This window comes from Salipiger mucosus DSM 16094 (genome assembly GCF_000442255.1).
Lineage (GTDB): Bacteria > Pseudomonadota > Alphaproteobacteria > Rhodobacterales > Rhodobacteraceae > Salipiger > Salipiger mucosus.
The window spans coordinates 202509-224857 of the sequence record NZ_KE557277.1 but is presented as its reverse complement, the minus strand read 5'-3'; the positions used below and the strand labels follow the sequence as shown (position 1 = coordinate 224857).

Annotated in this window: 24 protein-coding genes; 2 read left to right on the top strand and 22 right to left on the bottom strand. The window is 66.8% G+C overall.

Features of this window, described 5'->3' with window-relative positions; translation table 11 throughout:
• Positions 1-169: 169 nt before the first annotated feature.
• Both SALMUC_RS15025 and SALMUC_RS15020 read left to right on the top strand, forming a co-directional pair.
• The gene (locus SALMUC_RS15025; protein ID WP_020038686.1) at positions 170-1642 is read left to right on the top strand and encodes a DEAD/DEAH box helicase; all 1473 of its coding nucleotides are present in this window, start codon (positions 170-172) and stop codon (positions 1640-1642) included.
• Between the two features lie 70 nt (positions 1643-1712).
• Positions 1713-1931, top strand: coding sequence for a tautomerase family protein (locus SALMUC_RS15020; protein ID WP_020038687.1), 219 nt, complete (start codon positions 1713-1715; stop codon positions 1929-1931).
• 6 nt (positions 1932-1937) lie between these two features.
• On the opposite strand, the gene SALMUC_RS15015 is transcribed toward SALMUC_RS15020, so the two are convergent.
• The 22 genes from SALMUC_RS15015 to SALMUC_RS14910 all read right to left on the bottom strand — a co-directional run bounded on the left by SALMUC_RS15015 (position 1938) and on the right by SALMUC_RS14910 (position 22275).
• On the bottom strand, positions 1938-2564 hold the full coding sequence (locus tag SALMUC_RS15015) for a DUF2238 domain-containing protein (protein WP_037372061.1): 627 nt from the start codon (positions 2562-2564) through the stop codon (positions 1938-1940).
• Positions 2565-2637: 73 nt separating this feature from the next.
• Positions 2638-3063: an OsmC family protein gene (locus SALMUC_RS15010; RefSeq protein ID WP_020038689.1), complete on the bottom strand. Its 426-nt coding sequence runs from the start codon at positions 3061-3063 to the stop codon at positions 2638-2640.
• Positions 3064-3175: 112 nt separating this feature from the next.
• Complete coding sequence (locus SALMUC_RS15005; protein WP_020038690.1) at positions 3176-4843, bottom strand: ribonuclease J; 1668 nt, start codon at positions 4841-4843, stop codon at positions 3176-3178.
• 1 nt (position 4844) lies between these two features.
• A complete protein-coding gene (locus SALMUC_RS15000) occupies positions 4845-5621 on the bottom strand; it encodes a type III pantothenate kinase (RefSeq protein WP_020038691.1) in 777 nt (258 codons plus the stop codon).
• A 10-nt stretch (positions 5622-5631) separates the two neighbouring features.
• Complete coding sequence (locus tag SALMUC_RS14995) at positions 5632-6378, bottom strand: biotin--[acetyl-CoA-carboxylase] ligase (protein WP_037372021.1); 747 nt, start codon at positions 6376-6378, stop codon at positions 5632-5634.
• A gap of 123 nt (positions 6379-6501) precedes the next feature.
• Complete coding sequence (gene nuoN, locus SALMUC_RS14990; protein ID WP_020038693.1) at positions 6502-7944, bottom strand: NADH-quinone oxidoreductase subunit NuoN; 1443 nt, start codon at positions 7942-7944, stop codon at positions 6502-6504.
• An 11-nt stretch (positions 7945-7955) separates the two neighbouring features.
• Positions 7956-9509, bottom strand: a complete 1554-nt coding sequence (locus tag SALMUC_RS14985; protein ID WP_020038694.1) for an NADH-quinone oxidoreductase subunit M — start codon at positions 9507-9509, stop codon at positions 7956-7958.
• Positions 9509-11647 (bottom strand): NADH-quinone oxidoreductase subunit L, encoded by a 2139-nt coding sequence (gene nuoL, locus SALMUC_RS14980; RefSeq protein WP_020038695.1) that lies wholly within the window; start codon positions 11645-11647, stop codon positions 9509-9511. The genes SALMUC_RS14985 and nuoL overlap by 1 nt, the downstream gene beginning before the upstream one ends.
• A 5-nt stretch (positions 11648-11652) precedes the next feature.
• Complete coding sequence (nuoK, locus tag SALMUC_RS14975; RefSeq protein ID WP_020038696.1) at positions 11653-11958, bottom strand: NADH-quinone oxidoreductase subunit NuoK; 306 nt, start codon at positions 11956-11958, stop codon at positions 11653-11655.
• Between the two features lie 242 nt (positions 11959-12200).
• Positions 12201-12803: an NADH-quinone oxidoreductase subunit J gene (locus SALMUC_RS14970; RefSeq protein ID WP_020038697.1), complete on the bottom strand. Its 603-nt coding sequence runs from the start codon at positions 12801-12803 to the stop codon at positions 12201-12203.
• The gene (locus SALMUC_RS14965) at positions 12800-13207 is read right to left on the bottom strand and encodes a carboxymuconolactone decarboxylase family protein (protein ID WP_020038698.1); all 408 of its coding nucleotides are present in this window, start codon (positions 13205-13207) and stop codon (positions 12800-12802) included. The genes SALMUC_RS14970 and SALMUC_RS14965 overlap by 4 nt, the downstream gene beginning before the upstream one ends.
• Positions 13204-13698 carry an NADH-quinone oxidoreductase subunit NuoI gene (gene nuoI, locus SALMUC_RS14960; RefSeq protein ID WP_020038699.1) on the bottom strand — a complete coding sequence of 165 codons (495 nt, stop codon included), beginning with the start codon at positions 13696-13698 and terminating at the stop codon, positions 13204-13206. Before nuoI ends, SALMUC_RS14965 begins: the two co-directional genes overlap by 4 nt.
• Before the next feature lie 7 nt (positions 13699-13705).
• Positions 13706-14743, bottom strand: a complete 1038-nt coding sequence (gene nuoH / locus SALMUC_RS14955) for an NADH-quinone oxidoreductase subunit NuoH (RefSeq protein ID WP_020038700.1) — start codon at positions 14741-14743, stop codon at positions 13706-13708.
• Between the two features lie 10 nt (positions 14744-14753).
• Complete coding sequence (locus SALMUC_RS14950; RefSeq protein WP_020038701.1) at positions 14754-15155, bottom strand: hypothetical protein; 402 nt, start codon at positions 15153-15155, stop codon at positions 14754-14756.
• Between the two features lie 3 nt (positions 15156-15158).
• Positions 15159-17159: an NADH-quinone oxidoreductase subunit NuoG gene (gene nuoG, locus SALMUC_RS14945; RefSeq protein WP_020038702.1), complete on the bottom strand. Its 2001-nt coding sequence runs from the start codon at positions 17157-17159 to the stop codon at positions 15159-15161.
• Between the two features lie 155 nt (positions 17160-17314).
• Positions 17315-17728: a DUF5333 domain-containing protein gene (locus SALMUC_RS14940; RefSeq protein ID WP_020038703.1), complete on the bottom strand. Its 414-nt coding sequence runs from the start codon at positions 17726-17728 to the stop codon at positions 17315-17317.
• 128 nt (positions 17729-17856) lie between these two features.
• Positions 17857-18225: a hypothetical protein gene (locus SALMUC_RS14935; RefSeq protein ID WP_020038704.1), complete on the bottom strand. Its 369-nt coding sequence runs from the start codon at positions 18223-18225 to the stop codon at positions 17857-17859.
• Positions 18226-18235: 10 nt separating this feature from the next.
• Positions 18236-18688 carry a DUF5333 family protein gene (locus tag SALMUC_RS14930; RefSeq protein ID WP_020038705.1) on the bottom strand — a complete coding sequence of 151 codons (453 nt, stop codon included), beginning with the start codon at positions 18686-18688 and terminating at the stop codon, positions 18236-18238.
• Between the two features lie 76 nt (positions 18689-18764).
• Positions 18765-20060 (bottom strand): NADH-quinone oxidoreductase subunit NuoF, encoded by a 1296-nt coding sequence (nuoF, locus tag SALMUC_RS14925; RefSeq protein ID WP_020038706.1) that lies wholly within the window; start codon positions 20058-20060, stop codon positions 18765-18767.
• Positions 20061-20063: 3 nt separating this feature from the next.
• Entirely contained in the window at positions 20064-20282 is a 219-nt protein-coding gene (locus tag SALMUC_RS14920) for a DUF5337 domain-containing protein (protein ID WP_020038707.1), read from the bottom strand.
• An 11-nt stretch (positions 20283-20293) separates the two neighbouring features.
• Complete coding sequence (locus SALMUC_RS14915) at positions 20294-21073, bottom strand: NADH-ubiquinone oxidoreductase chain E (RefSeq protein ID WP_021120447.1); 780 nt, start codon at positions 21071-21073, stop codon at positions 20294-20296.
• A gap of 35 nt (positions 21074-21108) precedes the next feature.
• A complete protein-coding gene (locus SALMUC_RS14910) occupies positions 21109-22275 on the bottom strand; it encodes an NADH-quinone oxidoreductase subunit E (RefSeq protein WP_020038709.1) in 1167 nt (388 codons plus the stop codon).
• Positions 22276-22349 lie beyond the last annotated feature (74 nt).

The following is a 22349-nucleotide window of genomic DNA, read 5'->3' as shown; positions in this document are numbered from 1 at the left end:
CCCACCGCCCGAACGGCCTTAAACGCCCTTCTCATTGACCTTTACCCGGAGTTTCCGTTACAAGCGCGCCCACAAGGATCGACGAAACCGCCATGCGCGGGGCCATCCGGGCCCGATCCCATCCCAGACGCGCGGGCCAAGTCAGTGTCCGCACCGAAATCGGACACAAATGACCAAGTTTTCTGAGCTAAATCTCAATCCCAAGGTGCTGAAAGCCATCGAGGAAGCCGGCTACGAATCGCCGACCCCGATCCAGGAAGGCGCGATTCCCGCCGCCCTCGAAGGGCGCGACGTCCTGGGCATCGCCCAGACCGGCACCGGCAAGACCGCCAGCTTCACGCTGCCGATGATCACCACGCTCGCCCGTGGCCGCGCCCGGGCGCGGATGCCGCGCAGCCTCGTGCTCTGCCCGACCCGCGAACTTGCCGCGCAGGTTGCCGAGAACTTCGACACCTACGCCAAGCACGTCAAGCTGACCAAGGCGCTGCTCATCGGCGGCGTCTCGTTCAAGGAGCAGGACGCGCTCATCGACAAGGGCGTCGACGTGCTGATCGCCACGCCTGGCCGCCTGCTCGACCACTTCGAGCGCGGCAAGCTGATCCTGTCCGACGTCAAGATCATGGTCGTCGACGAAGCCGACCGCATGCTCGACATGGGCTTCATCCCCGACATCGAACGCATCTTCGGCCTGGTGCCCTTCACGCGCCAGACGCTCTTCTTCTCGGCCACCATGGCCAACGAGATCGAGCGTATCACCAACACCTTCCTGTCGAATCCCGCGCGGATCGAGGTGGCCCGCCAGGCGACCGCCTCGGAAACCATCGAACAGGCCGCCGTCTTCGTGAAGCCCTCGCGCCGCGACCGCGAAGCGACGGAAAAGCGCCGCGTCCTGCGCGAACTCATCGACGCCGAGGGCGAGGCCTGCACCAACGCCATCGTCTTCTGCAACCGCAAGGTCGACGTCGACGTCGTCGCCAAGTCGTTGAAGAAATACGGCTATAACGCCGCACCGATCCACGGCGACCTCGACCAGTCGCAGCGCACACGCACGCTCGACGGTTTCCGCGACGGCTCGGTCCGGCTGCTGATCGCCTCGGACGTGGCCGCGCGCGGCCTCGACGTTCCCTCGGTGAGCCACGTCTTCAACTTCGACGTCCCCGGCCATGCCGAGGACTACGTGCACCGCATCGGCCGCACCGGCCGCGCCGGACGCGAGGGCAAGGCCTATACCATCGTCGTGCCGAAGGACGAGAAGAACTTCGAGGACGTCGAGAAGCTGATCCAGAAAGAGATCCCGCGGGTCGAGAACCCGGTGAAGGCCAAGGCGCCCGAGGCCGAGGAGGCACCCTCCGAGGGGGCCGCACCGAAGAGTCCGCGCCGATCCGAGCGCAAGAGCCCGCGCGGTCGCGGCAAGGCGGAGGAACGTGCCGAGGCTCCCGCCGAGCAGGAGAGCAAGGACGCTGACGCTGCCCCCGCATCCCCCGCACCGGACTCGAAGCCGGAAAAAGCGGAACGGCCTCAGAAAGGCGACAACAAGCGTCGCTCGCGCGGCTCGGACAAGTCCGACAACAACGTCGTCGGCATGGGCGATCACATGCCCGAGTTCATCGCTCTGAGCTTCGAGGAACGCCGCGCCAGCTGAGCGCGCTTCCGCGACAGGCATCGCCACGCTATACTCGCCGGGCCGACAGGTCCGACGAGGAAGCCCGCGAATGCCGTTGATCGATATCCAGGTGCTCGAGGGCGTCTTTTCCGCCGAGGAAAAGGCGCAGATGATCGCGAAGGTGACCGAGGCCTTCGCCGAGGTTGCGGGCGGCCGCATGAAACAGGCCACGTCCGTGCGCATCCATGAAATCCGAAGCGGAGACTGGGGCTATGCCGGAGTGCCGCTCACGACGGCAGATGCTCTGGCGATGCGGCGAGCCGAGTGAGAGCGATCACGGCCGCCTGCGCCGCAGGTTGTCGCGCACGAATTGCGCCAGGACGCCGGTCAGCCAGCCGTCATGCTGCCCCCGCAGGTAGAAGAACCCGGCAACAGCCCCGACACCGGCGCCGATGCAGTCGACGATAAGATCGCCCATGGTGTCCACCAGCCCGGACTTCTGCATGTTGAAGCCGAAGAGCTCGTCCATCGCGAACTCGAAGATCTCCCACATCGCGCCCATGGCCACCGCGAAGCAATAGGCCATGACCGCCCCGAGGATCGGCGAGGTATGCGTCTCGGACGGGCTGCGATTCAGCATGACCACGAAGACCGTGCCGATCATCGCGAACCCCACCGCCGAGCCGCTGTGCATCAGGATATCCCACCACCAGAAGCGATAGTAGAACGCCCCGACCTCGCCCAGGAACAACGTCCCGACAATGAAGAGATTCACCCCGGCGACGAAGCCCGCGGGGATGCGGATGCCACTCCAGCTTTGCAGAACCAGTGGCAGGAGAGTCAGCGCCAGCGTCGCGAGACTGACGAAGACGATGCTCCAGCGCAGTTCGTAGGCCCCGAAGACACCGCTCAGCACGAGCAGCGCCCAGATCGTGTAGGTTACCCTAGATTGCCGTGTCATACCCTGCCCCGACATGAAAAGGCGCCCGCCCCGCACGGGAACGGACGCCGGAAGCCTTGCAGATCACGGCGGCTCAGGCCAGCTTGGCCTCCATCGTGATCTCGGCCGTCATCAGCTTGGAGATCGGGCAGTTTGCCTTAGCCGTTTCCGCCGCCTTGGCGAAATCCTCGGCCGAGGCATCGGGCACCTTGGCGGTCACGACGAGGTGGCTCTTGGTCACGGCAAAACCGTCATCCAGCTTCTCAAGCGAGACGGTCGCCTCGGTCGAGATGTCGTCGGCGGTGAAGCCCGCTTCACCCAGCACCATGCTCAGCGCCATGGAAAAGCAACTCGCGTGCGAGGCGGCGATCAGCTCCTCGGGGTTGGTGCCGGGCTCGCCCTCGAACCGCTTGTTGAAGCCGTAGTTCTCCTTGTCAAGAACACCCGACTCCGAGGACACGGTGCCGGTGCCGTCCGTCAGGCCACCCTTCCAGTTCGCGGAACCCTTCTTGTTGATCATGTCGCCTCCTTGAGCTTTGCATGCTGGCGGCCCCGGTTGCGGGGCCTGTGCACACTCAACGCCCGGGACGCGGTCAAAGGTTCCGCCCGGATCGCCTGATCGGTGCCGCCCGTCAGGACAGGCGGCTGACGATCACCGTGACCTCGGGCTTCTTGCCGATCTCGTTCTGCGAGGTGTTGCGCACGATGCGGCGCATGCCCTCCTCGATCTTGTCGTCGTCCGACAGCGTCTTGTCGCCCGCCCGGCCCATGAACTGGCTCAGGTCCTCTTCCAGCACGTCGACCAGTGGCGCGTTGCTGCGCCCGGTCTCGGCCAGGCCCATGAGTTCGCACCAGGGCTCGCCCAGCGGCTCGTCGTCCTCGTCGAGGATCACCGTCACCACCACGTGTCCGTTCAGCGCCATGCGGATCCTGTCGCGCACGATGCCGTCCAGCGCGCCGATCTGCACCCCACCGTCGAGGTAGGTGCGCCCGGCGTCGATCCACTCGGCCACCGTGGGCTCGTTGCCGCTGAGGTCCATCATCATGCCGTTCACGGCCAGCACGCCAGTGCGCCCCTTGGCCTGGGCAAGCTTGACGTGCTCGCGCAGGTGCCGGTGCTCGCCGTGCATGGGGATCACGATCTGCGGGTTCACGATCTCCTGCATCCGCTCCAGGTCGGGACGGTTGGCGTGACCGGAAACGTGATAGAGGCCCGAGCTGTCATCGACCACATCCACGCCCCGTTCGGAGAAGTTGTTGACGATGCGGATGACGTCCTTCTCGTTGCCGGGGATCGTCTTGGAGGAGAACAGGAAGAGGTCGCCCTCCTTCAGCTCGATCCCGTTGTACTTGCCCCGCGACAGCTGCGCGCTGGCCGCGCGCCGCTCGCCCTGGCTGCCTGTGACGATGAGCATGATGTTCTCGCGCGGGATGTCGGCGGCTTCCTCCGGGCTGACGACCTTCGGGAAGCCGGTCAGCACGCCGGTTTCGATCGCCGCCTCGACCATGCGCCGCATGGCCCGGCCCAGCAGGCAGATCGAGCGCCCTGCCCGTTCGCCTGCCTCGGCCAGCGTCTTCACCCGCGCCACGTTCGAGGCAAAGCTCGTCGCGACGACCATGTTCTGCGCCCCGCTGACGAGTTTCTCGATCTCGGGCCCGACGGTCGATTCCGACCGCCCGGCATGCGTCGAGAAGACGTTGGTGGAATCGCAGACCAGCGCCTTCACCCCGGGCTTCGCCACCTCGGCCCAGAGGTCCGGGTCGAAGGCTTCGCCCACCACCGGCTCGGCGTCGAGCTTGAAGTCGCCGGTGTGCACCAACCGCCCCTCGGGCGTGTCGATGACCAGCGCCGAGCTTTCCGGGATCGAGTGCGAGATCGGCAGGAAGCCGACGGTGAAGGGCCCGGCCGTCACCGTCTCGGGCCACTTCGACACGGTGCGCACGGACTCCTCGGAATAGCCGTACTCGGCCATCTTGCCGCGGGCGATATTCGCGGTGAAGGCCCGGGCGTAGATCGGCGCGCCCAACCGCTCGAAGCAGTGACCCACAGCGCCGACGTGGTCCTCATGCGCATGCGTGATGAAGACCGCCTCGATCCGCTCGCGGTTCTCGACCAGCCAGGCGATGTCGGCGAAAATGATGTCGACGCCCGGCGTCGTGTCCATGTCCGGAAAGGCCACGCCCAGGTCGACGACGATCAGCCGCTCCTCGCCCGGTTTGCCGTAGCCGTAGACATAGCAGTTCATGCCGATCTCGCCTGCGCCGCCGAGCGGAAGATAGATGATGCGCGCGTTGCTCATGTCAGGCCGTTGCCCCTGTGTTGTACTTGTGGATCACGGTCAGCCCGTGAATTGTGAGGTCGTCGACCCATTCGTCGTAGAGCTCGCCCGCCTGGTTGAAGAGCGGCGCAAGACCCCCGGTCGAGATAACTTTCATCGCGCGCCCGCGTTCCTCCTTGATGCGCGCGCAGATCTCGCGCACCAGGCCGACGTAGCCCCAGAAGACTCCCGACTGCATGCAGGCGACCGTGTTGGTGCCCACCACTTTCTGTGGCCGCGTCACATCGACATGCGGCAGCGCCGCGGCGGCCTGGTGGAGCGCCTCGAGGCTCAGGTTCACGCCGGGCGCGATCACGCCGCCGACATAGGCGCCGTCGCTGTCGATCACGTCGAAGGTCGTGGCGGTGCCGAAATCCACGACGATCAGGTCGCCGCCGAAAAGGTGATGCCCGGCCACGGTGTTGACCAGCCGGTCCGGCCCCACGGCCGTGCCCGCATCGACGCGCACTTCGACCGGCAGCGCGCAGTCCGGGCGTCCCACCACCAGCGGACGGGTGCCGAAGTAGCGGTCCGACAGGACGCGCAGGTTGAAGACCACCCGCGGCACGGTCGACGAGATGATGACGTCGGTGATATCGGCCTCGATCTTCTGGAACTCCATCAGCGTCGAGAGCCAGACGTAGTACTGGTCCGCCGTCCGCTGATGCTCGGTCGAGGTCCGCCAGGTCGCGAGGAACCGCGTGCCGTCCCAGATCGAGAAGACCGTGTTGGTGTTGCCGCAATCGATCGCCAGAAGCATGGGCGCCCCCTCAGAAGAACACGTCGGCGGCGGGAATGGCCTGCCGGGTCTTGGCGGTCTTTAAGACAAGATTGCCGGTATCGTCCACCGTCTCGAAGGTGCCGGTCACCTCGCTCCGCCCCGTGCGCGCCGCGACGGTCTCGCCCAGCCGTGCCGCCCGCGCCAGCCAGGCCTCGCGGACCGGTCCGAACCCGTAGGTCACGAAAGCCGCCTCGTGGCGCGCATAGGCCGCGGCCAGCGCTTCCAGCAGCGCCTCGGGCGCCACCGCCGCGCCGGTCTCCGAAACCAGCGAAACCGGCCGCAGCGCGCCGGGCTCGACCTCGTCCGCGCCCGGCGCGGCCGCAAGGTTCACGCCGACCCCGATGGCCAGGTGCGTCGTGCCGCGACGCGGGCCAAGACTTTCCAGCAGAATCCCCGCCAGCTTTCCCCCGTTCAGCAAGACATCGTTGGGCCACTTCAGCGAAAGCCCCTCGGCCCGCCCGGTGACCGCGACCAGCGCATCGAAGAGCGCGAGCGAGGCCACGAAACTGCGCAGCGCCACCACGCCGGGCGCCTCGCGCGGCATCATGACCAGCGTCGCCGAGAAGTTGCCGTCCGGCGTCACCCAGGCCCGCCCGCGCCGCCCGCGCGCCGCCGTCTGCCGCAGCGCCAGGATCCACTCGGGGCCTGCCAGGGTTCCCGCCAGCCGCCCGGCCTCGGCCATGGTGCTGTCCACCTCCGGTAGCACACGCCGACCATATCCCGCCGGCCAGCTCACGCGCCCTGCACCTTCATCTTTCCCGAAATACGCCCGCCGGAGGCATCGGCGCCGCAGGCGCCGCAAACGAAAAGGCGACGCGCCCGCGGCGCGTCACCCTTTCCCGAACGACCCTGGGGACGCTCAGTTGACAAGCGTCGCCGCCGCGGCCGCCGCTGCGCCCTCGATCCCGAAGAGGTTCACGACGCCGGCCACCATGACCACCGCCGAAACAACGAGGAAGCCCCAGAGCACCGGCGCCCCGCCGCTGTCGAGCGCATCCTCGCGATCCTCTCCGAAATACATCAGGTAGACGATCCGCAGGTAGTAGTAGGCGCCGATCACCGAGGCGATCATGCCGCCCACCGCAAGCCAGATCAGCCCCGCCTCGTAGGCCGCGCGCAGAACGTAGAGCTTGCCGAAGAAGCCGACCATCGGCGGCACGCCCGCCAGGCTGAAGAGCAGCACCAGCATCGCCAGCGCGCGCCCCGGCTCCTTGCGGGCGTAGAGGCCCAGCGAGTCGATGGTGGTCACCGGCCGGCCGTCGCGGCTCATGGACATGATGAAGGCGAAGGTGCCGACGTTCATGGTGACGTAGATCACCATGTAGACCAGCATCGCCTGCACGCCGAAATCGGTGCCTGCCGCGAGCCCCATCAGCGCGTAGCCCATGTGCGCGATCGAGGAATAGGCCATCAGGCGCTTGATGTCGCGCTGGCCGATCGCCGCGATCGAGCCCAGGAACATCGACAGCAGCGCCAGCAGCGCAACCACCTGGCTCCAGTCCGCGACCGCGCCGCCGAAGGCATCGTGCAGCAGCCGGGCGAAGAGCGCCATGGCCGCGACCTTGGGCGCCGTGGCGAAGAAGGCCGTCACCGGCGTGGGCGAGCCCTGGTAGACGTCGGGCGTCCACATGTGGAAGGGCACCGCCGAGACCTTGAACGCCAGACCCGAGAGCATGAAGACGAGACCGATCAGCAGGCCCACCGAGAGGTGATCGCCGGTCGCCGCCTCGATCACGCCCGGGAAAAGCGTGGTGCCGGCATAGCCGTAGGTCAGCGAGGCGCCGTAGAGCAGCAGGCCCGAGCTGAGCGAGCCCAGCACGAAGTACTTCAGGCCGGCCTCGGTCGAGGTCTCGCTGTCGCGGCGCAGCGAGGCCACGACGTAGAGCGCCAGCGACTGCAACTCGAGCCCCATGTAGAGCGCGATGAGATCGCCCGCCGAGACCATGACCATCATGCCCACGGCCGCGAGCGCGACCAGCACCGGGTATTCGAAGCGCAGCAGCCCGTGGCGGGCCATGTAGCCCTCGCTCATGACCAGCACGGCGGCGGCCGAGATCAGGACCGTGACCTTCGCGAAGCGGGCGAAGGCGTCGTCGATGAACATGCCGTGGAAGGCCGTCCGGTCGCCCCCGCCCGCGGTGCCGATCCACAGCGCCAGCAGCGCGAAGACGGCAGCCGTGGCCCAGAGCATGGGCCGGGCCAGCTTGTCCTTGCCGGTGTAGACCGCGCCCACCAGCGTCAGCATGGCAAAGACCGCGAGCACGATCTCCGGAAGGATGATGTTCAGATCAGCCGAGATCATGTCCCGCCCCCTCAGTGGTTCGCTTCGGCCACCTGCGCGTCACCGCCGAGGTCGGCGGCCGCGACGGCCGTGTCATAGTTGGAAAGAAGCGCCTCGACCGACGGTCCCACGATGTCCAGCGCCGCCGAGGGGTAGACCCCCAGCCAGAGCGTCATGATGACCAGCGGCGCAAAGATCGCGCGCTCGCGGCTGGTCATGTCGCGGATGGTCTTGAGGCTCTCCTTGATGAGGTCGCCGAAGACGACGCGGCGGTAGAGCCACAGCGCATAGGACGCCGACAGGATCACGCCCGAGGCCGCGAAGAGCGCCACCCAGGTGTTGACCTGGAAAATGCCCATGAGCGTCAGGAACTCGCCCACGAAGCCCGAGGTGCCCGGCAGGCCCACGTTGGCCATGGTGAAGAACATGAAGATCAGCGCATAGGCCGGCATGCGGTTCACGAGCCCGCCGTAGGCGTCGATCTCGCGGGTGTGCATCCGGTCGTAGATCACGCCGACACAGAGGAAGAGCGCGCCCGAGATGAAGCCGTGCGACAGCATCTGGAAGATGGCGCCATCCACGCCCTGCTGGTTCGCCGCGAAGATGCCCATGGTGACATAGCCCATGTGCGCGACCGACGAGTAGGCGATCAGCTTCTTCATGTCGTCCTGCACCAGCGCCACGAGGCTGGTGTAGACGATGGCGATGGCCGACATCCAGAAGACCAGCGGCGCCATGACCTCGGAGCCCACGGGGAACATCGGCAGCGAGAAGCGCAGGAAGCCGTAGCCGCCCATCTTCAGAAGGATCGCCGCCAGCACGACCGAGCCCGCGGTGGGCGCCTGAACGTGCGCGTCCGGCAGCCAGGTGTGCACCGGCCACATCGGCATCTTGACCGCGAAGCTGGCGAAGAAGGCCAGCCAGAGCATGGTCTGCAGCCCGCCGAGGATGTGCACGCCCAGCACCTCGAAGCTGCCCGTCGAGAACTCGTGCGTCAGCAGTGTCGGGATGTCTGTGGTGCCCGCGTCGGTGTACATGGCGACCATGGCCACCAGCATCAGCACCGACCCGAGGAAAGTGTAGAGGAAGAACTTGAAGGCCGCGTAGATCCGGTTCTTGCCGCCCCAGATGCCGATGATCAGGAACATCGGGATCAGGCCGCCCTCGAAGAAGAGGTAGAAGAGCACCAGGTCCAGCGCCATGAAGACGCCCAGCATGAGCGTTTCCAGCAGCAGGAAGGCGATCATGTATTCCTTGACGCGCGACTTCACCGCCCAGCTGGCCGCGATGGTCAGCGGCATCATGAAGGTCGTGAGCATCACGAACAGCACCGAAATGCCGTCGACGCCCATCTTGTACTTCAGCCCGAGGATCCAGTCACCCTCTTCCACCATCTGGAAGCCGGTGTTCGAGGCATCGAACTGGAACAGGATGAACAGCGAGATCACGAAGGTCGCGGTCGTGGCGATCAGCGCCAGCCACTTCGCGTTGCGGTCCGCCGCCGCGTCACCGCCGCGCAGGAAGACCGCGAGGATCAGCGCCGCCAGCGCAGGCAGGAAGGTGACGATGGAAAGCAGGTTGGCCATTACTGCGCCCCTCCGAGGATCGACATCCAGGTGACCAGGATCGCGATCCCGATGACCATGGCGAAGGCATAGGTGAAGATGTAGCCGGACTGCGCGCGGCCTGCGAGGCGGGTGAAGAAGGGAATGATCCCCATCGCCACGCCATTGATCGAGCCGTCGATGACGCTACCGTCGCCGCGCTTCCACAGGAGGCGGCCAAGCGCCTTTGCGGACCGCACGAAGAGGAAGTCGTAGATTTCGTCGAAGTACCACTTGTTCAGCAGGAAGAGGTACAGCGGACGGTGCGTCTCGGCCAGACGTTTGGGCAGTGCCGGGTTCACGATGTAGAACCAGTAGGCGATGCCCAGCCCGATGAGCATGGCAACGAAGGGCGAAAGCTTGACCCAGACCGGCGCGTGGTGCGCGTCGTCCATGACGGTGTTGTCCGGCGCCATGTAGATCGCGCCCTGTGGCGCCATGCCGGCGGCGGCGTGAGTCTCGGCCTCGCCATGACCTTCATCCGCGGCGGTTTGCTCGCCACCCTCTTCGGTGTCGGCAGCCGCCGTTTCCGCGCCGCCCTCGGCTGCGGCTTCCTCGCCGTGATCACCTTCGGAGGCTTCGGCGTGATGCGCAGGCATGCCGAACCAGCGGGTGACCTTGTCGTGGTCGCCGAAGAAGACGCCGTACCACAGCATCCCGGCAAAAACCGCACCCACGGCCAGCACGCCGAGCGGGATCAGCATGACCCGCGGGGATTCATGTGCATGCTCGTGCGTGTGCTTGTCGCCGCGCGGCTTGCCCCAGAAGGTCATGAACATCAGCCGCCAGGAATAGAAGCTGGTGAACAGCGCCGCGATGACCAGAGCCCAGAAGGCGAAGCCGCCGTCGGTGCCGGCCCAGGCGCTCTCGATGATCGCGTCCTTGGACACGAAGCCCGCGAAGCCGAACCAGCCGGTGAGCGGGATGCCCACGCCGGTGATCGCCAGCGTGCCGATCATCATCGCCCAGAAGGTGTAGGGAAGCTTGTCCTTCAGGCCGCCGTAGTTCCGCATGTCCTGCTCGTGGTGCATCCCGTGGATCACCGAGCCGGCGCCGAGGAAGAGCATGGCCTTGAAGAAGGCGTGCGTGAAGAGGTGGAACATCGCCACCGAATAGACCCCCACGCCCGCGGCCACGAACATGTAGCCGAGCTGCGAACAGGTCGAATAGGCGATGACGCGCTTGATGTCGTTCTGCACTAGGCCGACCGTCGCCGCGAAGAAGGCTGTGGCGGCGCCCAGGAAGGTGACGAAGGCCATCGCATCGGGTGCGTATTCCATCAGCGGCGACATGCGGCAGACGAGGAAGACGCCGGCGGTCACCATGGTGGCCGCGTGGATCAGTGCCGAGACCGGCGTCGGGCCTTCCATTGCGTCGGGCAGCCAGGTGTGCAGCAGCAGCTGCGCCGATTTGCCCATGGCGCCCACGAAGAGCAGGAAGGCCAGCAGGTTCGCCGCGTTCCACTCGGTCCAGAGGAAGGTGAGCTGGGTTTCGGCCAGCTGCGGTGCGGCGGCGAAGACGTCGTCGAGGTTGATGCTGTCGGTCAGGTAGAACAGTCCGAAGATCCCCAGCGCGAAGCCGAAGTCGCCGACGCGGTTCACGATGAAGGCTTTCATCGCCGCCGCGTTGGCCGAGGGCTTGCGGTAGTAGAAGCCGATCAGCAGGTAGGATGCGACGCCGACGCCTTCCCAGCCAAAGAACATCTGCACCAGATTGTCCGAGGTCACCAGCGCGAGCATCGCGAAGGTGAAGAAGGACAGGTAGGCGAAAAAGCGCGGCTTGTAGCTTTCGCCGGCGCGGAAGTTCTCGTCATGCGCCATGTAGCCGAAGCTGTAGAGGTGCACGAGCGCCGAGACCGTCGTCACGACGATCAGCATGATCGCGGTCAGCCGGTCCGAGCGGATCGCCCAGTCGGTGCTGAGCGTGCCGCTCTCGATGAAGCGGAAGAGCGAGATGCTCTCGGCCTCGCCCAGCGTGAAGAACACGATCCACGACAGCAGGCAGGCCAGGAACAGCAGGCCGGTGGTGACCCACTGCGCGCCGGTCTCGCCGATGAAGCGCCAGCCGAAGCCCGCGATGAGCGCGCCCACCAGCGGGGCGAAGAGGATGATCGTCTCCATGCGGCTCAGCCTTTCATCACGTTGACGTCTTCCACGGCGATGGTGCCGCGGTTGCGGAAGAAGCAGACAAGGATCGCGAGGCCGATCGCCGCCTCGGCCGCCGCGACGGTCAGCACGAAGAGCGTGAAGACCTGTCCCGCGAGATCACCGAGGAACGAAGAGAAGGCGACGAAGTTGATGTTCACCGAGAGCAGGATCAGCTCGATCGACATCAGCAGGATGATGACGTTCTTCCGGTTCAGGAAGATGCCGAAGATGCCGATGACGAACAGCACCGCCGCCACCGTGAGGTAATGCTCCAACCCGATCATGTGCGATCTCCGTTCCGCTTGCGGCCCCCGGCCGCGCCCAGGACCACGGGAACGAAGATCCCCGCGAAGAAGATGGCTATCCAACTGGCTATGCTCATCGCTGTCCCACTTCCCGCCCCCTGTTGCGGGGGCAATTGTCTTTGCCGGAGCCCGTCTTGGCGGACCCCCGAGGTTCCCTCTCCCGGCCGGGCCGGAAGCAGTGCCCCGGGGTGGCCCGGGGCGCGCGTGTGCGGTGGCGGGGCCTAGAGCCCCTGCCCCGGTTTCACGTCCTTCAGTTCCATCGCCTTGGCCGGGTCGCGCCACATCTGGGCGAGCACGTCCTGGCGCTTGACGTCGGCGCGGTGGCGCAGCGTCAGCACGATGGCGCCGATCATCGACACCAGCAGGATCAGGCCGGCAAGCTGGAACAGGAGGAAATAGCGGTCATAGAGCAGCACACCCAGCGCGGCGGTGTTGTGCATCTCGGTGGGCGTCGGCGCCGAAAGCTGGCCTGCGGCCGCCTCCGAGCTCTGCCAGGCGCCGAGCGCCATGCCGAGCTCCATCAGGACGATCAGACCGATCAGCAGCGCCAGGGGCATGTACTTGGCCATGCCTGCCCTCAACTCGGCGAAATCGACGTCGAGCATCATCACCACGAAGAGGAACAGCACCGCGACCGCGCCCACGTAGACGATGATCAGCAGCATCGCCACGAATTCCGCGCCCAGCAGCACGAAGAGCCCCGCCGCCGAGAGGAAGGCCAGGATCAGCCAGAGCACCGAGTGCACCGGGTTGCGGCTGATGACTGTGAAAAGGCCCCCCGCGATGGCGGCCAACGCGAAGAGGTAGAATGCGAACACGGTCATTTGGCGTCATCCTCGCTGTCTTCCATCACCTCGCGCGCAAGCTCCATGGCGCGGGTCATGGCGGGTATGCCGGCGAACATCGACATCTGTGCGATGGTCTCGGCGATCTCGTCCTTGGTGGCGCCGGCCTCGAGCAGGTGGCGCACGGTCATGCGCAGCGCCGTATCGGCCTGCGCGCCCTGCATCGTCAACCCCGCAAGCGTCAGCAGCAGCCGGGTTTTCGCGTCGAGCCCCTCCTTCGACACGCCCTTGCCGAACCACATCTCCATGGCGTCTTTGGGCATGGTCGGCCAGAGCTTCTCGAACCCCTTCGGGTTGAAGGACTCGAGCGCAGGATTGAAGGCCTTCGCCATCTCCTGCGCCTGGGCCATCATCAGCTCGAAGGGGGTCTTGCCGTCGCTCATCGGTAGGGCGCGTCCAACTCGAGGTTGCGGGCGATCTCGGCTTCCCAGCGCTCGCCGTTCTCGAGCAGCTTGGCCTTGTCGTAGAACAGCTCCTCGCGCGTCTCGGTCGAGAACTCGAAGTTGGGCCCCTCGACGATGGCATCGACCGGGCAGGCCTCTTGGCAGAAGCCGCAGTAGATGCACTTCGTCATGTCGATGTCGTAGCGCGTGGTGCGGCGGCTGCCGTCATCGCGCGGCTCGGCGTCGATGGTGATGGCCTGCGCCGGGCAGATCGCCTCGCAGAGCTTGCAGGCGATGCAGCGCTCTTCCCCGTTGGGATAGCGGCGCAGGGCGTGCTCGCCGCGGAAGCGCGGCGAAAGGTAGCCCTTCTCGTGCGGGTAGTTCAGCGTGGGCTTGGGCTTGAAGAAGTAGCGCAGCCCCAGACCGAAGCCCTTGAAGACATCCGCGAGCAGGAAATACCTCGCGGCGCGTCCGTAGTCGATGCTAGCCATTGCTTGCTTAACCTCCCGTGGTCCAGCGGGCGAAGCTGCCCCAGAACCATCCGAATTTCGCGGCGAAGGACACGAAGACCACCCAGACCAGGCTGAACGGAAGGAAGACCTTCCAGCCCAGGCGCATCAGCTGGTCGTAGCGGTAGCGCGGAGTGATCGCCTTGACCATCGCGAAGATGAAGAAGAACACGCCCATCTTGGCCACCATCCAGAGCGCGCCATCGGGCAGCCCCGGGATCGGGGACAGCCAGCCGCCGAAGAACAGCAGCGAGGTCAGCGCGCACATCAGGAAGATGGCGATGTACTCGCCTGCCATGAACAGCAGGAAGGGCGTTGCCGAGTATTCCACCTGGTAGCCCGCCACCAGTTCCGACTCGGCCTCGGGCAGGTCGAAGGGCGGGCGGTTGGTTTCGGCCAGGGCCGAGATGAAGAACAGGAACACCATTGGGAAGTGCGGCAGCCAGTACCACGAGAAGAGCCCGAAGCGGCCGTCCTGAGCCTCGACAATGCTGCCGAAGTTCATCGAGCCGGTCGAGATGATCACGCCGATGATGATGAGGCCGATGGAGACCTCGTAGGAGATCATCTGCGCGGCCGAGCGCAGCGAGCCGAGGAAGGGATACTTCGAGTTCGAGGCCCAGCCGCCCATGATCACGCCGTAGACCTCGAGCGAGGAGATGGCGAAGACGTACAAGATGGCGACGTTGATGTTCGACAGCACCCAGCCGTCGGCGAAGGGAATCACCGCCCAAGCCAGCACCGCCATCACGAAGGAGATGAGCGGCGCCATCATGAAGACAGTTTTGTCCGCGCCGGCGGGGACCACCACCTCCTTGAGGACGTATTTCAGCGCATCGGCTACCGACTGCAGGATGCCGTAGACGCCGACGACGTTGGGGCCGCGCCGCATCTGGACGGCCGCCCAGATCTTGCGGTCGCCATAGACCAGAACCAGCAGCGAGATCATCACGAAGCCCAGGACCGCGAGGCACTGCGCCAGGATGATGATGAAGGTTCCGAAGGGGGTGGAAAAGAAATCTGCCATCAAGTGTCCCTCACACCATCGGTATTCCGTTCTCGGCGCAGGCGTGCGCGGTGACTTCCGCGTCTATCGTCTTGAGCCCGCGGGGCAGCGCCGCCGAGATGGTGTAAACAGCATCCCCGCGCCAGAGGCCACCCTCTTCCGACACATTCGTGCGCAAATGCCGCGCGAATCCGTAGCCCCGGATCAGCGCGTACTGCGCGGCCGCGCATTCCGCGTAGCGCCCCACGTCCTCCGAGTCGCGGGCACCCCGCATCTCGACCAGGAAACTCACCAGATCCCCGTCCAGCAGCCGGGTCTCGATGCCCTCGTAGACCGGCTCGAACGGAGACTCCTCGGACGCCGCGGCCTGCGTCGTCTCGCAGGCCGGCATCGCTGTCAGCGCGGCGAGGGATATGGCGAAGCGCGCCCACATTCCTCACTCGGCGGCGATCGGCGCGTTGCGGCGCTCTTTCGCGTTGGCCGAAAGCTCGGCCATGAGCACGCTCGACCGAGCGATCGGGTTGCTGAGATAGTGATCCCGCACCGCGTAGCGGAAATCGGCATCGCCCAGCTTGCCCGCCTCGACCGCCGTCCAGGTGTTGCCCGGAACGGTGTCGACCTCGGCCAGATGCGGCACGGCCTTGACCAGCGCCTGGCGCAGCTGCGCGAGGCTGTCCCAGGGCAGCTTGGCACCCAGTTCGGCCGAAAGCGCCCGCAGGATCGCCCAGTTCTCCTTGGCCTCGCCCGGCGCGAAGCCGGCGCGCATCGCCAGCTGCGGACGACCCTCGGTGTTGACGAAAAGGCCGTTCTCCTCGGTGTAGGCGGCACCCGGCAGGATCACGTCGGCCCGGTGCGCACCACGGTCGCCGTGGCTGCCCTGGTAGATCACGAAGGGCCCGTCGGCGATTTCCACCTCGTCGGCGCCCAGGTTGTAGATCACGTCGGCACCGTCGATGGCGGCGTCCATGCCGCCCTCGGTCACGGCGCCCACGTCCATCGCCCCGACGCGGCCGGCCGCCGTATGCAGGACCATGAAGCTGCCCTTCGCGGCTTCGGCCATTGCCATCGCGGCGCCGAGTACGGCCGACCCGTCGGCTTCCTGCAGCGCGCCCTGACCCAGGATCACGATGGCCCCCTCACCCGCCTTGGCGCCCGAAAGGGCGCCGCGGCCGGTGCCGATGTGCTCGTATTCGTAGGTCAGATCCGCGGCCGCGCCGATCACCCGCACGGTGGCACCATTGAGCCAGGCCTTGCGGATCCGCGCGTTCAGCACCGGGGCCTCGTCGCGCGGGTTGGTGCCGATCAGGACGATCTCCTTGGCGGTGTCCAGATCCTCGATGGCGGCGTTGCCGACATAGCCCGAGCGGTTTCCAGTGGGCAGCTTGGCGCCGTCGGTGCGGCACTCGACCGCGCCGCCCAGACCCTCGACCATCTGCTTCAGCGAGAAGGCCGCCTCCACGGGGGCCAGATCGCCGACGAGGCCTGCCACCTTCTTGGCCCCCTTCATCGCCTCGGCCGCCTTGCCGAGCGCCTCGGGCCAGGTGGCCGGGCGCAGCTTGCCGTTCTCGCGGACGTAGGGTCGGTCGAGCCGCTGGCGGCGCAGGCCGTCCCAGACGAAGCGCGTCTTGTCCGAGATCCATTCCTCGTTCACGCCGTCGTGGTTGCGCGGCAGGAAGCGCATGACTTCGCGCCCCTTCGTATCGACCCGGATGTTCGAGCAGAGCGCGTCCATCACGTCGATCGACTCGGTCTTGCTGAGCTCCCAAGGGCGCGCGGTGAAGGCGTAGGGCTTGGAGGTCAGCGCACCGACCGGGCAGAGATCGATGATGTTGCCCTGCAGGTTCGAATCGAGCGTCTCGCCAAGGTAGGCAGTGATCTCGGCGTCCTCGCCGCGGCCGGTCTGGCCCATCTGGCTGATGCCGGCGACCTCGGTGGTGAATCGCACGCAGCGGGTGCAGGAGATGCAACGCGTCATGTGCGTCTCGACCAGCGGGCCGAGGTTGAGGTCGTCCACCGCGCGCTTGGGCTCGCGGTAGCGCGAGAAATCGACGCCATAGGCCATCGCCTGGTCCTGCAGGTCGCATTCGCCGCCCTGGTCGCAGATCGGGCAATCGAGCGGGTGGTTGATGAGCAGAAACTCCATCACCCCCTCGCGGGCCTTCTTCACCATGGGCGAGTTGGTCTTGACCGTCGGCGGCGTGCCATCCTTGCCGGGCCGCAGGTCGCGCACCTGCATCGCGCAGGAGGCCGCGGGCTTGGGCGGGCCGCCCACCACCTCGACGAGGCACATGCGGCAGTTGCCGGCGATCGACAGCCGCTCGTGGTAGCAGAAGCGCGGCACCTCGATGCCGGCTTCCTCGCAGGCCTGGATGAGCGTCATCGCCCCATCCACCTCTATCTCCATCCCGTCGATGATGATCTTGCGCAGATCGGTCATTGGCATTGTCCTTCGAAGCGATGTTCCAGCAAGGTGGCGGCGCCCGCCCCCTGCGTATGTCAGTCGCGGAGCCGAGCGCAACCCGCCGGTTTCGCCCCGAGCCCCGCTTTCGGGGTGCGCCCCGCCCGGACTGGCTATGAGCGCGCGGTCCCGCATCAGTTCTCCCGCAGCAGCTTGCCGATGGCGGTGCCCGCCCCGATCTCGGACACGCCGAAGGCACAGAAGGCCGCGCTGTCCTCGGGGTCGACGCCACGGGCGCGCAGGTAGGCCTCGCCGTCCGCGCGCATCTGCCGCTTTTCGTCCTTCGAGGTCACGAAGTCCTCGATTTCCTGGTCGCTGTAGCCAAGCTCGCTCGCGCGGGACTTCAGCGAATTGATGTAGCCATAGGCCGTCAGGATGCGGGCGCTGAGGTTGTCGCAATCCTTGCGCAGCTGGTCGGCGATGCCGACGGCCATCAGCCCGTCGTGGATTTCCTTGACCTCGCCCAGCGGGGTCTTGGCCGTCGCGGCGGCCGGCATGGCGGTCAGGCCCACCAGGGTCGCCAGGGCGAGGGGTTTCACGAAACGCATGAGACTTCTCCGGTCACGGTTGCCGGAGCCCGCGGGCGTGCAGGCTCCTTCACCCCGGAAGGTGGCGCCGCGACGCGACGTCAGGCAATAACAGCCGCAGCGAGCCGCCGATATGGGCGCATCCCGGCTCATTCCACGCAGGTCCCCCGGAAGGTCAGCGTCCCGTCCGAGACCGGCATCTGCGCGCGCGGCGTGTCGGGGCCGATCTGCCAGTCGATGTCCGAAGTGCCGATATACGAAATGCAGTACTTCACGCCCTCGAACTCCGCCGCACGGATCGCACCGTCGAGCGAGACATCCGCGGGCTTGGCTGTCGCGACAAAGGACATGCGGTCGTCGCGCAGCGCCCGGTGATCACCGTTGAACGGGATGCCCTGGTACTCGATCTGGTTCTCGCGGCTGCCGAAGACGCTGCAGGCCGTCAGCCCCAGCACGGCGATGCCGGCCAGCGCCGCAAGCCGCAGCCCAGATCCCAGATGTCCCATCGCGTGGCTCATGCCATCCTCGTCACAGCGTCTGCAGCAGGCGGCCCACTTCGGTGCCGTCCGCGATTTCCCGTTCCCCGATCGTGCACAGGCTCTCCGGCACGCCCGGCACCGCGCCGCGCGCCGCCAGCCAGGCCTGCGCCTGCGCCGAGGTCTCGTTGAAGTCGTGCGCCGCATAGATCGCGTCCAGCTCGGCGGGGTCGGCCCCCTGCGCCACCAGCTCGCCGGTCGCGCGGGCCACGGCCCCATTCCACTGCGACGGTGCGAGCGAGATCCCCTCGCCGTAGCACTTGTCCGCGATGCCCTCGGCCACCGAGATCGCGACCACGCGATGCGCCCAGCGATCTGCCAGCGGCGCCGTGGCCGGAGGCGCACCGACAACTCCGGTGCCGCCCGAGCCGCCGGCAGGGCCGCAGCCGGCCAGCAGAACGGCGGCAAGCGTAGCGCCGGCCGAGATACGGACCGCCGCGTTCATGCCGCCAGTCCCGGCGTTGAACCGTTTCCTGCTTCGGCCCCGCATTTGCTGGTCGCGTCTGCCCACATGACCCGAGTCACTCCGCCGCCATGGCGCCCGTGCGGCCGGTTCTCTGGGCCTTGATCCGGTCCTCGATCTCGTCGCGGAAGTTTCGGATCAGGCCCTGGATCGGCCAGGCCGCCGCGTCGCCGAGCGCACAGATGGTGTGGCCCTCGACCTGCTTGGTGACGTCGAAGAGCATGTCGATCTCGTCGACCTCCGCCTCGCCCTTCACCAGCCGGTCCATCACGCGCATCATCCAGCCCGTGCCCTCGCGGCAGGGCGTGCACTGGCCGCAGCTCTCGTGCTTGTAGAACTTCGAGAGCCGCCAGATCGCCTTGATGATATCGGTGGACTGATCCATCACGATCACCGCGGCCGTGCCGAGGCTCGAGCCCTTTTCCTTGAGCGCGTCGAAATCCATGACCGCGTCGCGCATGTTCTCGCCGCGCACGCATGGCACCGAGGAGCCCCCCGGGATCACCGCCTTGATGTTGTCCCAGCCACCGCGAATGCCGCCGCAATGCCGGTCGATCAGTTCCTCGAAGGAGATCGACATGGCATCTTCGACGACGCAGGGATTGTTGACGTGGCCCGAGACGGCAAAGATCTTGGTGCCCGCGTTGTTCTGACGGCCGAAGCCCGAGAACCAGCTTGCGCCGCGGCGCAGGATCGTCGGGACCACCGCGATGGATTCCACGTTGTTCACCGTGGTCGGGCAGCCATAGAGGCCCGCGCCCGCCGGGAACGGCGGCTTCATGCGCGGCATGCCCTTCTTGCCCTCGAGGCTTTCCAGAAGCGCGGTTTCCTCGCCGCAGATGTAGGCGCCGGCGCCGTGGTGCAGGTAGAGGTCGAAATCCCAGCCCGAGCCTGCCGCGTTCTTGCCCAGCAGGCCCGCGTCATAGGCCTCGTCGATGGCGGCCTGCAGCGCCTCGCGCTCGCGGATGTATTCGCCGCGGATGTAGATGTAGCAGGCGTGCGCGTTCATCGCGAAGGAGGCGATCAGGCAGCCCTCGATCAGCGTATGCGGATCGTGGCGCATGATCTCGCGGTCCTTGCAGGTGCCCGGCTCGGATTCGTCGGCGTTCACCACCAGGTAGGCGGGGCGGCCGTCGCTTTCCTTGGGCATGAAGGACCACTTGAGCCCCGTCGGGAAACCTGCGCCGCCGCGGCCGCGCAGGCCAGAGGCCTTCATCTCCTCGACGATCCAGTCGCGTCCCTTCTCGATCAGGCCCGCGGTGGCGTCCCAGTGCCCGCGCTTCTTCGCGCCCGACAGGGTCCGGTCATGCATGCCGTAGAGGTTGGTGAAAATGCGATCTTCGTCCTTCAGCATCGCTCAGTCCTTGTTCTTCTGGCGGGCGCGCCAGAGCCCGTAGATCATCCAGATGGCCGTCCCGAACCCGGCAAGCGCCGCCAGATCGAAAAAGGCCCTTGTGCGCTGGCTCCAGTCCAGCGCGCTGCCCAGTACCGTGGCCGCGATCCAGGCAAGCCCCGTCCCGGCGATCACGAGCGCGATGATGCGCCCCTGCCGGTTGAGATCCTGTTGCCCGCTCATCGCGTCTCCGTTCATTCCTGTGCGCCGCCCGAAGCGAGCGACTTTGCCTGGCCGACCCAGTCGTCACGCGACACGCGGCCGCGGAACCCCTTGAGGTTCGAATCCATCCAGGCGACCTCGTCCGCCGACCAGCCTGCGATCTGGTCGAAATGGTAGATCCCCAGCTCGTGCAGAAGCTCCTCGAGCCTGGGGCCGACCCCCTTGATCTGCTTGAGGTCGTCCGCGCTCCCGCCGCGCGGAGCCTCCAGCGCCGTGGGCCGCGTTCCCTCGGCCGCCGCGTCGGCGTCGTCGGCAGAGGCCTCGTATTTCCATGTGCCCTTGCGCGACGCAAGATCTTCCTGCCCGGCAAGCGGCTTGCTCGGCTTGACCAGCGGCTCTTCTGCCGCACCGGCATCCGTCGTCGCGGCGCCGGGCACACCGGCAGCCGCCGCTGCGGGGCCCAAATCGGCGGAAGGATCGGTCGCGGCATCGGCACGCCGCGCCTCGGCCACCTTGGCCGCGGTTTCGGAGGCCGCCGTCGTCCCGGCAACGCTGCTCGCGGGACCGGCGGCGCCACCGCCCGTTCCTGTCCGCGCCGTCGATGCTGCGCCGTCACCGGCGGTCGGGATGGGCGCACAGGCGAACCAGATGAAGACACGCCCGAGAAGGAAGGCCGCGAGTCCGCCGAGCACGAGCGCCGCAAGGATGCCCTTGGCGCCCGCCAGCGAAAGGAGGGCCACCACCAGACCGATCGCCGCGGCGACCAGCCAGCATTTCTTTGCGCAATCGTCGATCTCGGTCATACTCGTCATTCCCGTCCTCCCCCCGGACATTTCATGTCACTGCGTCAGTCCTCGTCGTAGACGTCTCCATCCTTAACACGCGTCGAGAACTCCGTCTCGCCTCCCTCGGACAGGGTGCGGGCCTGGCTGACCCAGTCGTCGCGCGTGGCGCGGCCCTTGAAGCCCTCGAGGTGCGAGTCGACCCAGGCCAGTTCGTCCGAGGTCCAGGACGCGATCTGGTCGAAGTGGAAGAATCCAAGGCCGTTCAGGACCCCTTCGAGCTTGGGCCCGACACCCTTGATCTGCTTGAGATCGTCGGCACCACCGGCGCGCGGCGCGTCGAGCGTCTCGGGCTTGGTGCCCTCGGTCTCGTCGTCGGTGCTCTCGGCGGGCGCGGAGGCTGGCGGATGGGCTTTCGCCGCGGCCGGCGCCTCGCGCTTGTCGATGCCTGTCTCGTCTACCGCCTCACCGCCGGACAGCTTCGGCGTGTGCTTGTCGGGATTGGCGCTGCCCTCTTCGTCCGAGCGGTCGCGCCAGGGCGTGCGCAGCGGCACCTCGGTCCCGTCGATGCGCTTGAGCGTATCGCCGATCTCGGTCGCCAGAGCGACGGCGGCGTTGTGCTTCGGCCGGTCGGCCTCGTGGGCCTTGAGGGTGGTCAGCCCCGCTGCCGGCTCGGAGGCATAGCGTCCGATCTGCGAACCCGGAGTCGGCACCTTGCCGGCGGCCATCTCGTCGAGCATCTCGGACAGGCGCTCGGCGGTGAGGTCCTCGTAGTAGTCCTTGCCGATCTGCGCCATCGGCGCATTCGCACAGGCCCCGAGGCACTCGACCTCTTCCCAGCTGAACTTGCCGTCGGCGGAAAGCTCATGCGCCCTGGGTGCGATCTTTTCCTTGCAGACCCCCATCAGGTCCTCGGCGCCGCAGATCATGCAGGAGGTCGTGCCGCAGATCTGGACGTGCGCCACGCTGCCGACCGGCTGAAGCTGGAACATGAAGTAGAAGGTCGCCACCTCGAGCGCGCGGATATGCGCGAGGCCCAGCATGTCGGCGACATGCTCGATCGCCGGCCGCGAGAGCCAGCCTTCCTGCTCCTGGGCACGCCACAGAAGCGGGATGATCGCGCTGGCCTGCCGGCCATCGGGATACTTGGTGATCTGCGCCTCGGCCCAGGCCTGGTTGGCGGGGGTGAAGGCGAAGCTTTCGGGCTGGTCTGGGTGCAGTCGGCGCAGCATGGGTCAGCAGGCTCCGGGGTCTGTCGGGCGCCGCATGACGCCCCGTTCGTCGTTTGTCTCTGTTCGGCGTCCCC

Coding starts and splice junctions, on each gene's coding strand:
- SALMUC_RS14965 (WP_020038698.1), bottom strand. CDS start 13,207: ATGAGCGACGGCAAGACCCCCTTCGAGCTGATGATGGCCCAGGCGCAG.
- SALMUC_RS14950 (WP_020038701.1), bottom strand. CDS start 15,155: ATGTGGGCGCGCTTCGCCATATCCCTCGCCGCGCTGACAGCGATGCCG.
- SALMUC_RS14930 (WP_020038705.1), bottom strand. CDS start 18,688: ATGAACGCGGCGGTCCGTATCTCGGCCGGCGCTACGCTTGCCGCCGTT.
- SALMUC_RS14915 (WP_021120447.1), bottom strand. CDS start 21,073: ATGACGAGTATGACCGAGATCGACGATTGCGCAAAGAAATGCTGGCTG.
- SALMUC_RS15015 (WP_037372061.1), bottom strand. CDS start 2,564: ATGACACGGCAATCTAGGGTAACCTACACGATCTGGGCGCTGCTCGTG.
- nuoF (WP_020038706.1), bottom strand. CDS start 20,060: ATGCTGAAGGACGAAGATCGCATTTTCACCAACCTCTACGGCATGCAT.
- SALMUC_RS14985 (WP_020038694.1), bottom strand. CDS start 9,509: ATGGCCAACCTGCTTTCCATCGTCACCTTCCTGCCTGCGCTGGCGGCG.
- SALMUC_RS14935 (WP_020038704.1), bottom strand. CDS start 18,225: ATGAGCCACGCGATGGGACATCTGGGATCTGGGCTGCGGCTTGCGGCG.
- SALMUC_RS14940 (WP_020038703.1), bottom strand. CDS start 17,728: ATGCGTTTCGTGAAACCCCTCGCCCTGGCGACCCTGGTGGGCCTGACC.
- SALMUC_RS15005 (WP_020038690.1), bottom strand. CDS start 4,843: ATGAGCAACGCGCGCATCATCTATCTTCCGCTCGGCGGCGCAGGCGAG.
- SALMUC_RS15000 (WP_020038691.1), bottom strand. CDS start 5,621: ATGCTTCTGGCGATCGATTGCGGCAACACCAACACGGTCTTCTCGATC.
- nuoL (WP_020038695.1), bottom strand. CDS start 11,647: ATGGAGACGATCATCCTCTTCGCCCCGCTGGTGGGCGCGCTCATCGCG.
- SALMUC_RS14920 (WP_020038707.1), bottom strand. CDS start 20,282: ATGAGCGGGCAACAGGATCTCAACCGGCAGGGGCGCATCATCGCGCTC.
- nuoI (WP_020038699.1), bottom strand. CDS start 13,698: ATGGCTAGCATCGACTACGGACGCGCCGCGAGGTATTTCCTGCTCGCG.
- SALMUC_RS14910 (WP_020038709.1), bottom strand. CDS start 22,275: ATGCTGCGCCGACTGCACCCAGACCAGCCCGAAAGCTTCGCCTTCACC.
- nuoG (WP_020038702.1), bottom strand. CDS start 17,159: ATGACCGATCTGCGCAAGATCATCATCGACGGGATGGAGATAGAGGTG.
- SALMUC_RS15025 (WP_020038686.1), top strand. CDS start 170: ATGACCAAGTTTTCTGAGCTAAATCTCAATCCCAAGGTGCTGAAAGCC.
- nuoN (WP_020038693.1), bottom strand. CDS start 7,944: ATGATCTCGGCTGATCTGAACATCATCCTTCCGGAGATCGTGCTCGCG.
- nuoH (WP_020038700.1), bottom strand. CDS start 14,743: ATGGCAGATTTCTTTTCCACCCCCTTCGGAACCTTCATCATCATCCTG.
- SALMUC_RS14970 (WP_020038697.1), bottom strand. CDS start 12,803: ATGACCGTGTTCGCATTCTACCTCTTCGCGTTGGCCGCCATCGCGGGG.
- SALMUC_RS15010 (WP_020038689.1), bottom strand. CDS start 3,063: ATGATCAACAAGAAGGGTTCCGCGAACTGGAAGGGTGGCCTGACGGAC.
- nuoK (WP_020038696.1), bottom strand. CDS start 11,958: ATGATCGGGTTGGAGCATTACCTCACGGTGGCGGCGGTGCTGTTCGTC.
- SALMUC_RS15020 (WP_020038687.1), top strand. CDS start 1,713: ATGCCGTTGATCGATATCCAGGTGCTCGAGGGCGTCTTTTCCGCCGAG.